At 64.3% G+C, this 11,463-nt stretch carries 5 protein-coding genes and 3 pseudogenes; 4 read left to right on the forward strand and 4 right to left on the reverse strand.

Annotated elements, in window-relative coordinates; all coding sequences use genetic code 11:
• Positions 1-20 precede the first annotated feature (20 nt).
• The gene (locus tag AC07CM_RS49125; protein ID WP_478883095.1) at positions 21-1,094 is read right to left on the reverse strand and encodes a reverse transcriptase domain-containing protein; all 1,074 of its coding nucleotides are present in this window, start codon (positions 1,092-1,094) and stop codon (positions 21-23) included.
• A gap of 1,042 nt (positions 1,095-2,136) precedes the next feature.
• Here AC07CM_RS49125 and AC07CM_RS49130 point away from each other — a divergent pair.
• Together AC07CM_RS49130 and AC07CM_RS49135 are read left to right on the forward strand one after the other, a co-directional pair.
• Positions 2,137-2,526 (forward strand): winged helix-turn-helix domain-containing protein, encoded by a 390-nt coding sequence (locus AC07CM_RS49130; RefSeq protein ID WP_478883098.1) that lies wholly within the window; start codon positions 2,137-2,139, stop codon positions 2,524-2,526.
• Between the two features lie 224 nt (positions 2,527-2,750).
• A pseudogene (locus AC07CM_RS49135) lies at positions 2,751-3,134 on the forward strand (transposase family protein); the annotation flags it as partial.
• 109 nt (positions 3,135-3,243) lie between these two features.
• Here AC07CM_RS49135 and ectB read toward each other — a convergent pair.
• Together ectB and AC07CM_RS49145 are read right to left on the reverse strand one after the other, a co-directional pair.
• The gene (ectB, locus tag AC07CM_RS49140) at positions 3,244-4,518 is read right to left on the reverse strand and encodes a diaminobutyrate--2-oxoglutarate transaminase (protein ID WP_478883096.1); all 1,275 of its coding nucleotides are present in this window, start codon (positions 4,516-4,518) and stop codon (positions 3,244-3,246) included.
• 206 nt (positions 4,519-4,724) lie between these two features.
• A pseudogene (locus tag AC07CM_RS49145) lies at positions 4,725-5,434 on the reverse strand (transposase family protein).
• A gap of 402 nt (positions 5,435-5,836) precedes the next feature.
• Between AC07CM_RS49145 and AC07CM_RS49150 the strand changes: the two are divergent.
• Entirely contained in the window at positions 5,837-6,658 is an 822-nt protein-coding gene (locus AC07CM_RS49150) for an SDR family oxidoreductase (RefSeq protein ID WP_478883097.1), read from the forward strand.
• A 63-nt stretch (positions 6,659-6,721) separates the two neighbouring features.
• Here the strand turns inward: AC07CM_RS49150 and AC07CM_RS49155 are convergent.
• Positions 6,722-7,429 (reverse strand): annotated as a pseudogene (locus AC07CM_RS49155) (transposase).
• Between the two features lie 1,141 nt (positions 7,430-8,570).
• Between AC07CM_RS49155 and AC07CM_RS49160 the strand changes: the two are divergent.
• Positions 8,571-11,219, forward strand: a complete 2,649-nt coding sequence (locus AC07CM_RS49160) for a SpoIIE family protein phosphatase (RefSeq protein WP_478883099.1) — start codon at positions 8,571-8,573, stop codon at positions 11,217-11,219.
• Positions 11,220-11,463 lie beyond the last annotated feature (244 nt).

Below are 11,463 nucleotides of genomic sequence, written 5' to 3' on the forward strand. Positions count from 1 at the left end.
TCTTGAGCACTGGCCTGGGACTACGTCACCGACATCAGCCGGCCCTCCCATCTACGTATCCACTCACTCCGAGCGGCCTCGTGCCGCACGACGATGCTCGTCTTGTCCTCGTTGAAGACCAGACCTCTGGGTTTCAACCAGGTGGTCAGTCGCGCCTGGATCTGCTCGGCCTCGATTCTGGAGTGAGCGAAGGCAAGCAGGTCGTCAGCGTATCTGATCAGCACCGGCGAGCCCGGTCTTGTTTCGCCGGCGTGTGATCCGCCGGTGAAATAGCGGACTCCGGCAGCCTCTTCCATTCCATGGAGAGCAATGTTGAGCAGGAGGGGACTGATCACACCGCCTTGAGGTGTTCCTTCCTCAGTTGCGGTGAAGCACTCCTTCTCGATGACTACCTTCAGCCATCGCGTGACCATTCCCGTCGCGGGAAAGGTTCCCAGCATCTCGATGAGGTGAACGTGATCGATGCGGTCGAATGCCGCTGCCAGATCCGCGTCCAGTACCCACTTCCGCTTCGGGGTCTTCCCGTGCGCGACCGTGAATATCGCCTGGATCGCATCTTGACATCCCCTTCCCGGTCTGAACCCATAGGACTTCGGCTCGAACCGGGCTTCCCATTCGGGTTCCAGGGCATTGACTGCCTTGGCTTGCAGGACTCTGTCGATGATGACGGGAATCCCGAGGGGACGCCGCTTTCCGTTGCTCTTCGGAATGTAAACACGTCGGGCGGGCTTGGGCTTCCACGGAGCTGAGTTGTGCTGGACCCAGGTGGCCAGCTCGGCTTTTCCTGGGTTTGTGAGCACGACTCTGCCGTCGATGCCCGCCGTCCGGCGACCAGCGTTGATCTCCGTCACCCGTCGCACGCTGACCAGCGTGTTACTGCGGCTGCGGAGCATCAGTTTCTGCAAGTTGCGGACCCTCTTCAGGTCCCCTGCCTGCGACGCCGCGAAGATTCGCTGGCGCAGACGACGTACGTTCTCCTCGGCGGCATCCCAGTCGATCGCATGCCAGTCGAGTAGTTCGTCTTCCGGTCCGTTCACCGGGCCGCTCGGCGGCACGGCGTCTAACGTGTCCTTCAGTTCCGTCGCCCTCTTCATCGTCCTCTTCGCAGGCTCACCTGACCCACGTCAGCACCCTTTCGGGCTGGGTCACCTGGACCCTGTCCGGCCAGTTATGCGGGATGGCTGCGGAGTGACCAGCTGTTGTGTCCCGGTTTCCTGTTGCCTTTCGGCCACCGGCGTTCGCTTCTTGGGTCATCCTGTTCCCGCCGGGGATTTGAGCTTTCCTTGCGGTCGGCCTACCCGTTGCGTGATGGCAACAGGACCCCTGCGGGGTTTCCACGTTCTGCATGAGCGAGATGTGAGTGGGGTGGGTGCCCTCTCTACCCCGGGACGGCGGTGTTCTCCCGACTGACTGCTTCTCTCCAGCCGGCGCCTGCCGCTTCTCAGCGGCCAGTCCTGTACCCCGCTGGAGCACTCCATCGGCGGGGGTCGAAGTTACGAGGCATAGCCAAGGGTTCATTCGCATTCACCCGTCCACTCATTCCCCTTGCCTGTAACTCCCGGATGGAACAGGAGTCCTTGGGCTTTTCCCCCGGGCTTCGCACCCTCCCGTTACCAGGAACGCACGCCGGGGCGGGGACAGTCCCTGAACACTGGCCCGGAACTACACCTTCCTCAACGGAACCTCCTCTCGGTGAGTTCACTCAGCTCAAGCAGCCTCGTGTCGCACGAAGCATTCCTCGATGGCCCTTCGGCTGCCCGCGATGCGGATCAGGTCACCAAACGTGATTGACCTCGATGCGAGACCGCAGGCCGTGAGCCTCGCGACTGCATGACGGCGCTTCCATTTCCGCAGGCAAGGCCGGTGAACATCGTGGGGGGGCGATCACCCAGCGGGTGACCACGGTGTCATGCCGGGTGGTGGCTATGACACGGAAGATTCCCGGCTGCTCTAGCTGGGAGCGCCAGCGAGTGGCCGAGTCGTCACGGGAAGACAGGCAGCCAATAGAAGCATCAGATCGCCGAGCTGGAGCAGGAACTGACACGTGGTCGGCCGTGCACTGCTGGGAAGACCAGCGGCGGGCCTGACCCCGATTAGGGAGTGGATCTCGCCGAAAACCAGTTGGCCTGCTTATCGGTGGGGTTGTGGCGGCTACTGCACCGGCACCGCTGGTCCTGGCAGTCCCCCGCCCGCTGGGCGCTGGAGCGCGACGAGCAGGGGTGGGCCTGTGGAAGAAGGATGTATGGCCCAGGTGAAATGACTGCGGCGACGCTGGCGGCATACATCGTCTTCGAGGCCGCGCTCTCGATGACGCCGCCGCGGGCTCGCACCCGGGGCCGACGTGGGCACACGCCTGGCGCCGGTGGTCGATCGCGGCGATGTGCCGTCTGTGAAGGGCGAGGTGGACGGCAACGCAGAGCGCCGCCGGTTCCGCGCCCGCGTGCAACATGTCATCGGCCGCATGAGAAGTACAACATGCCTCACAGGCCCCGACCTGCCCGATCACTGCCCTGTGTAACATCCTGAAAGTGACGATAATCTCACTGGTGGGCGTATCCCGATGTTATGCGGTACCCCGATGGGGGCGGTCTGACCGTAAGCAGCGGGCTCAGCGGGATCAAGTGCGTTCATGGCGCTGAGTTATTCCTGCATGGGGTGACGCTGGCACGTCGCACTGCGATTACGGGTCTCCCGCGAGTCCTCCTATGCTCGGCATTCCCGCTGGCGGGGGGCCGGCTCGGATGGACGACGACAAGATCGGGCTGCCCCTCGCCGTCACCGTCACCGTCGCGAGCCTCTCGGACAACGCGTTAGGTATGCGCCTTTTCACCCAAGTACGCAGACCTACCGACCGTTTCCACCCTCGGAATCAATGTCGAAGTCGTCAGCAGAAACTCCAGAGTTCGCGGCTTCCACGTCGTCAAAAGACGCTGCGCAGTCGAGCCTAGGTCGGGTTGGCTTATGCTGCGCCGACGCCTGGCCCGCGATTACGAAGCCCTTACCACCATTTCCGAGACGATGTCCACATCGCTTCGATCGACAAGCTCACCAAACATATAAAGGACGAGCCCGCGCCGTTCTGGCGAGTAACCTGCTGGACAGAAATGGAAATCTGCCGGGTTGAACACCTTTAAGAGCTGCACCTCTTCTGCACCACCACCCGCCCCGTCAGTCAGATCCAAAGCGGCTCTTCGCAATTCTGCCCCTGTCATCCACACACTTCGGCTTTTCTCGGGCGTTTATCTATGAGTGGCCGCTCGAAGCGAGGTCAGCAATAGCGACGCGGAGAATCTCCAGACCCCGATGGAGCTCGGAGTCTTCGATAGTGAGGGCGGTAAGGAACCTGAGGACCTCGCCGTGTGGGCCCGATGTCACGATAGCCATCTGCCGCTCGAAAGCGCGCCGGGCGATGCGACTAGCCCAGGTACGATCATTGGAGGCGACAAGTCCGCGCATCAGCCCACGGCCTCGGAGGGCGAGCTGGTACCTGGGAAAGTCTGCCACGAGCTGGTCTAGGCCGACTGCAAGAATGTCGGCTTTGCGCGCAATCTCCTGCTGGAACGAGTCGTCGGTCCAGTAATGCTCGATCGCTGCCTTGGCGGTGACGAACGCCAAGTTGTTTCCCCGGAAGGTGCCGGTGTGCGCGGCAGGCTCCCACACGTCGAGTTCGGGCTTGAGTAGTACGAGGGCCATCGGCAACCCATAGCCCGAGATCGATTTCGACACAGTGACGATGTCGGGCACGATGCCAGCTGCTTCAAAAGAGAAAAAGGTGCCCGTACGGCCGACCCCCGCCTGAATCTCGTCCATGATGAGTAGAATGCCCTGGCATTCGGTGATTTCACGCAAGCGCCTGAGCCACTGCAGACTGGCTGCGTTAATCCCGCCCTCGCCTTGAACGGCCTCGACGATGACCGCAGCCGGAGCGTCGACGCCACTGGAAGGATCCTTGAGGAGCTTTTCGAGAAGGTCGAGAGTGTCGACTTCCTCCCCCAAATACCCGTCGTAGGGAAGGCGAGTCACGTGGGCCAGCGGGATGCCAGCTGCGCCGCGCGTCTTCTTACTTCCAGTGGCGGCGAGAGACCCAACGCTCGCGCCATGGTATGCATTAGTGAAGGCCACAACGTTTGCTCGACCTTTGACCTGACGGGCGAGCTTTAGTGCGGCCTCGACAGCGTTCGCACCGGTCGGCCCGGTGAACTGCAACTTATAGTCGAGCCCGCGCGGCTTGAGAATGTGCTGCTCGAACGACTCCATGAACTCGCGCTTCGCGGTGGTTGCGAGATCGAGGCCGTGTGTAATCCCGTTGCGGTTGATGTAATCGACGAGTGCTCGCTTAAAGATCGGGTTGTTATGTCCGTAGTTAAGGGCGCCAGCACCGGCGAAGAAGTCAAGGTATTCGGTGCCGTCTACAGTGACAAGCGTGGTACCGAAAGCCGTGCTCAGTTCGACCGGGAATGAGCGGATAAACCCACGAACTTCGGACTCGAGGCGGTCGAAAATCTGCAAAGTCGTCATGAAGTTCTCCTGTCAGACCGTGGCTCAGAAGACGCACGGTGTTTCCAGTAGCAATATCGACGGCGCGGCCGCTTAGAGTAGCGATGGGGCATGGCCACCCGTGTCAACCACCATCCTGACCACTCCGTATTCCTTCCGCCACCCACAATCTGTCCAGCATCGGACGCCAGGGGCAATGCCAGTTTGTCCGATGACACCGAGCTTCTTCAGCGGTGACTCTCCAGGGTGTGGACGGCTCTGGTCATTGACGTCAGGCAGTTGGGGCTGCAGCGGAGGCGGCAGAAGATCCGCCAGGACTTGAGCCGGGCGAAGGCCCGTTCGACTGGGCTGCGGAGTCGGAATGCGCGCGGTTGACGTTCTTCTGGTGCACGGTCAGTTCGCGGCTCCTTCGTAGGCTTGTGTCGGCCAGGACGGACATCTTCAGACGTTTACACACTGTGATGATGCGGTGGGTGCGTGCGGCGGAAATGTCCATGGTGCGGCCGACAAGTCGGGCGAGTACCAGACAGTTCGCCGATCAGCCCCGATGAACGCCCGGAGGTTCACACCTTGCCATCGGACTTTGCCGGAGTAGTGGCGTTACCCGTTGGCGACCCGGTCCCACTCGGCGATGGTGCCGTCCACCAGGACCTGCTCTGGCTTGGCCCGTCATAAGGGCGCGGGTGGGAGAGGGGGCACTGTCCGCGAGCAGCGTGGTCACGCTGTGTACATAGGCATGGGCGGTGGCTTCGCTAGTCCGGAAGCCTGCGGCGGTCTTGGCGAGCCTGGTGTGCTCACGCAGGTACACCAGGGCCGCCATGGCCCGGTGGGAGGGACGGATCTTGCACCGCCAGCCACCCTCGCGGGTGACGATCAGCATCGTGACCCACTCAACGAGGGCATGCGGGAGGTCCAGTGCGCAAGGATAAGTAGCCAACAGGCTCCCTTCTTGGGTGGTCGAGACATCAGATATCTCGACCAACAGGCGGGCCATGCGCGTTTCGGCCCTGCGGCCACCACGCGATCGGTGGCCAAGCTGAAGAAGCTCACTGTGCCGTCCCAATTTGACTGATCGACTGGCGGTTTGATGTACGGATGGTGTCGCGGTGTGACACCGCCAGCCCGCAGTTGAGGTAGACGCCGTCACCGAGCAGGGTCACCCGGTGCTGAGCGAGCTGCGGCGGAGGTTCGCGGCCGCGTGCTGGCAACGAGCGGGCTGCCCCGACCAGTCGCGTATCCGCATCCACAAAGACCCTCAACTGTCCTCCGTCGCGTACACAACATCCGAATGGCGGATCGTTGAGCGGTACAGGACAGACTGCCCGTACGCTGCCATGCCATGAGTGAGATGCAGACGAAGATCGCGGTGGTGACCGGAGCCAGCTCCGGCATTGGCCGCGCGGTGGCAGTGGAACTCATGTGCTCCGGCTGGTCGGTGGTGCTCGCTGGTCGTCGGCGAGAAACCCTCGAGGAGACGGCGTTGTCCGCCGCGCGCGAGGCTAGCGGATCCGCACTAGGAAGGAAGGGACAAGCCCTCGCAGACCCACAGGCAGCAAGGGGTGACACCTTGTGCGTGCGCACCGACGTGTCACGTCCGGAGGACGTGGCGGCTCTTTTCGCCGCAGTGCGCGACCGCTTCGGCCGACTTGACCTGCTGTTTAACAACGCCGGCACGTTCGGTCCCGGCGGCGTGCAGGTCGAAGACCTGCCATACGAGGCCTGGCGGCACGTGGTCGACACCAACCTAAACGGGGCCTTCCTGTGTGCACAGGCCGCCTTCCGGCAGATGAAGGAGCAGGACCCACACGGGGGTCGGATCATCAACAACGGTTCCATCTCGGCCCACGTCCCCCGCCCGCTGTCGGTGGCCTACACAGCCACGAAGCACGCGTTGACCGGCATGACTAAGTCGCTCTCCCTGGACGGCCGCCCTTATCGGATCGCGGTCGGCCAAATCGACATCGGCAACGCCGCCACGGATATGACCGAGCGGATGCAGCAGGGGATCTTGCAGGCGAACGGCCAGCTAGCGGTCGAGCCGGTGATGGACGTGGCGGACGTGGCGCGTACCGTGCGGCACATGGCAGAACTTCCCCTGGATGCCAATGTGCAGTTCGCCACCGTCCTGGCAACGACGATGCCCTACGTCGGGCGCGGCTGAGCGCCCAAGCCAGAAGCTTTCGAAGATGTTGCCTCGGCCTTGACCCCGAATCCTGGACACGGGCTATGCGGCTTGCGCCAGGGTAGTTGATGTTGTCTCGGACGCTGTTTCATAGGCGATCGGGCTGCGGTGTCCGAGGCTGGAGTGACGGCGTCGGGTGTTGTAGCGGTTGAGCCAGCGGAACGCGTCAAGGCGGGCCTCGCGTTCGCTGGACCAGGTCTTGCGGCCCTGAAGCGTCTCGCGTTTGAACGTCGCGTTGAAGGACTCGGCAAGCGCGTTGTCCGCGCTACTCGCGGTGCACGGCCCGTATCCGGGCGGCGAGGCGGGTATCGGCCGCCTGCCGGGCGGCCCGGTCCGCGGCCGTCCGACGCCAGTAGTAGAAGCTGGAGCGGGCGATGCCGAGGATGGTGCACAGCCGCTTCACGCCGTAGCGGCGGTGGTGGTCGGCAACGAACTGGAAGCGGTTCACCAGCGCGTCTCCCCGGCGAAATACTTCGCCGCCTTGCGCAGGATCTCGCGCTCCTCCTCCAGCTCGCGGACCTTCTTGCGCAGAGCGGCGTTCTCCTCCTCCAACGGCGTCGGCGGCTCGGCGGGCGCCTCCGCCCGGCGCCCCCGGGGCCGGCTCGCTCCGGCCGCCCGGACCCAGTTCCGCAGGGTTTCCGGATTGATCCCCAGATCCGCAGCGACCTGCCGGATCGTCGCCTCGGGCCGCGACTGGTACAACGCGACCGCATCCGCCTTGAACTCCGGCGGATAGTTCTTCATGACCACGAGATGTCCGTTCTCAGATCCTCAGGATCCAGTGTCTCGTGTGTCCAGGATCAAGGGTCAAGGCCCCCTTATCCATCATGGTGAGTCGGTTCCCACAGGGGCTCGGCTGGGTAAACCTCAGGCATAAAGGCACGGCAAGCCTGGCTGGCTCAGGATTACTGAAGTCCTCCCGAGCGAGGCCCTGTGCTGCACTCATTCCATCTGGATGGCCTACGAGTGCAACTCGCTGGCGTCGTCGTGTGATGTTTCGCGCTTCAGTTCGGAAAGCCGTGTACGAACTCCTCAGCTCTGACCGTCTCGCCACATTCGCGGGGGTGACCCCGGCGCCGCGCGACTCGGCAAGAGCGCCCGCCCCGCCGAGCCGTGCGGTCTGCATGACCGCCGCCCGCAACCACAAGATCGTCGCCATGTGTGAATGGTGCGGCTCCCAGGCCGGCCGACAAGCCTTACGCAGGCGCAGACGGAACCTTCAGCTCCCCGTAACGCCATCTCTGACGAGCCCGCGATGGCCGCTACGGAGATGGGGCCGTCGCCAGACTCCCGAGCGTGGCCAATCCGAACCCGCACGCTGGCATGGGAGGACCTGGCTACGATTGCTAAGCAGTTGCTCTGTGGCGGACTGAGTGCAGCTGGGTACGGCCCCGGATGGTCTGCGACTACTGTGGCCTTAATTGTGTTCCGTTTCCTGTTGCCGTAGACGAATACACGGCGTCTGCCTCGGCCAGCGACAGGTCGGCCGGCCTGAACCTCGGTGGCGTCCGAGCGCAGCTCAATGTCCTTGGCTGGGCGAACCCGTCCGCAGGCGCCAAGGGCGCAGACCGGTCCAGCCGGGCACCACCGCAATTGTGCTGGGCGAGGAGGGTGCGATCTCGCCGACAGCTCGGGTGATGGGCCGCTGATCTCATCACGGTACAGCTGCGGAACAGTCACATGATCAGCCTGATAAGTCCTGAGTGTGTAGAAATAGGTTATGCATGGGTTTATGGGTCAGACCTGGCGTAGGTTGCCTCACTCGGCGGGACGGGATGCTTTGGGTCGGTCTCCTCATCATCAACATCACCACAGCCCACCTCCTGAAGGGGGGTGGCAGCTGTTGCGGCGCCTGCGTTCCCTGCTGAGCGTGCGCAGCCTCGCTGGACAGATGTTCCTTCTCGTGCTGGCGGTGGTGGTGTCGCTCGTCGCCGTCGCGGTCGTGGTTCTTGTGGTGCAGGCTCGGCGCGAAAGCATGTCCGATGCCCAGCGCCGCACGCTTGCCGCCGCTCAAATGTTCGCAAACTCTCCGGGAATCGTGGGGGCTCTGGACAGCGGCGACCCGACGGCGGCTCTACAGCCGCGCGTCGAGGCGAATCGGAAAGCTGCGGATGTTGATGCCATCATCGTGTATGGGCTAGATGGAACCGTCCTCGCCCACAGCGACCGGCGTGAGGTCGGGAAACACGTCATCGGCCCTTATCAGGAGGCGGCGGCTGGCAGGGCCTTTACGAGGACTTTTCGAGGGTCCCTGGGTCTGTCTGTGATCTCGGCCGTCCCCGTGAAGGACGCCGACGGCACGGTCGTCGGCATCGTCTCCGCCCCGGTCAGGGTTCGGAAGGTGCAGGATGTGGTGAGCCGGCAATTGCCGGTGTTGTTCGGGAGTGCTGCTGGGGCTCTTGTTCTTGCTGCGGGCGGAGTGGGCCTGGTGAGTGGTCGGTTGGGGCGGCAGACACATGGGTTGGGCCCCCTCGAGATGACGCGGATGTACGAACATCACGACACGGTTCTGCATGCCGTGCGGGAGGGGGTGTTGATCATTGGGGGTGACGGCCGTCTGGTGCTGGCGAATGATGAAGCACGGCGGCTGCTGGATCTGCCGGCGGATGCGGAGGGGCACCATGTCACCTCTCTGGGACTTGAGGAGGGTCTTGTCGGGTTGCTGGCCTCGGATCGGACGGCTACCGACGAGGTGTACCTGGCGGCTGACCGTCTTCTCGCGGTGAACAGGCGGCCCACCGTCCCGTATGGGCCTATCAGCGGCGTGGTGACGCTAAGGGACACCACCGAGCTGCGGGAGCTCTCCGGCCGGGCCGAGAGGGCGCGCGAGCGGTTGAATCTTCTCTATGACGCCGGGGCGCGTATCGGGACCACGTTGGATGTGACAGGTACCGCCGAGGAACTGGCGCAGGTCGCGGTCCCCCGGTTCGCCGACGTCGTCACCGTGGAGTTGCTGGACCCGGTCCTGAGCGGTGAGGATCCGCCGCGGGCGAGCACCGAGATGCGTCGGGTCGCCGTCGCAGGTGCAGAAGAGGGCCGTGTTCTCTATCCGGTCGGCGAGCTGATCCGGATCATCCCCGCCCACCCCGTCTCCGCGGGGATGGCCGATGGGCGATCGGTTCTGGTCAAGAACCTGGGTGCGGCTGGCGGCTGGGGAGCGCAGGATCCCGAACGAGCGAGGCGGGTCCTCGACCATGGCATCCACTCCCTGCTTGCCGTTCCGCTGCGGGCCCGGGGGGTGGTGCTGGGGTTGGTGGAGTTCTGGCGTGCGGGGGCCTCGCCGCCGTTCGAACAGGAGGATGTGTCCTTTGCCGAGGAGCTGGCCGCCCGGGCTGCGGTGAGCATTGACAACGCCCGGCGCTACACCCGCGAGCACGCCGTGGCCGTCACGCTGCAGCGCAGCCTGCTGCCCCGTGCACTGCCCGAGCAAACGGCCCTTGAGGTGGCCTACCGCTACTTGCCTGCCACGGCAGGGGTGGGCGGAGACTGGTTCGATGTCATCCCGCTGCCTGGCACCCGGGTCGCCCTCGTGGTCGGCGACGTCGTCGGTCACGGCCTGCACGCCGCGGCCACCATGGGCCGGCTGCGCACCGCCGTGCACAACTTCTCCGCCCTGGACCTATCCCCCGACGAATTGCTGGCCCATCTGGACGAACTAGTGACCCACTCCGACGATGCCGCCGAAGAGGACGGTCTGGGGATCACGGGGGCCACCTGCCTGTACGCCATCTACGATCCCATCTCCGGGCGGGTGACCGCCGCCACCGCGGGCCACCTGGGGCCGGCGGTAGTCCACCCTGATGGGAGCGTGGCCTTCCCCGAACTGCCCATCTCCCCACCACTGGGCCTGGGTGCCGGACAACCCTTTGAGAACGCCGAGCTCACTGTGCCCGAGAACTCCCGTCTGGTCCTCTACACCGACGGCCTGATCGAGAACCGCTACCGCGATCTGGACACCGGTCTGCAGGCGCTTCGCGGCGCTCTGGCCGGACCGGACCGCACCCCCGAGGCCACCTGCGCAGAAGTGATCGAAGCGCTGCTGCCTGCCCAGCCCAGCGACGACACCGCTCTGCTCGTGGCCCGCACCCACCGACTGGGCCCTACGCAGGTCGCCGAGTGGAACGTGCCCCCCGACCCAGCGGCCGTGGCCCCCGTCCGCACTGCCTGCGCCAGCCGGCTGGCGGACTGGGGCCTGCAGGAGACCGCCTTCACCACCGAGCTCATCCTCAGCGAACTGATCACCAACGCCATCCGCTACGGCACCGAACCCATCACCGTCCGGCTGATCTGCGACCGCACCCTGATCTGCGAGATCTCCGACGGTAGCAGCACCTCACCCCGCCTGCGCCGAGCGAAGATGACCGACGAGGGCGGCCGCGGACTGTTCCTGGTCGCCCAATTCGCCCACCGCTGGGGCACCCGCTACACACCCACCGGCAAAATCATCTGGACCGAGCAAGCCCTCGACGGCAGCGCCACCCCGACCGGGGAAGGCCTCGGCGACATCATCCTCGACACCTGGGACGACACAGCGCCGTGAGGACAATGAGCGCAGCAAAAGTCGCCATGCAAGCGCCTCAACCGAGAGGGTCGACCACCGCCTATCTGCTGGCTGCCTCCCCCTGCTGGGTCGAGAAGCTCGCCGAGTCGTTCGAGGTGACCCAGGTGTCGAATCCTTTGACTTAGAGCTGTCCCGTAGCTGCTGGTCACGGGTGAGATGATCTTGATGTGGCTGGTGTGATCACGGCGTCAGAGCCGTCCTGGATAGCCCCGTTCACCGGGCT

It is taken from the genome of Streptomyces sp. NPDC044061, assembly GCF_056434305.1.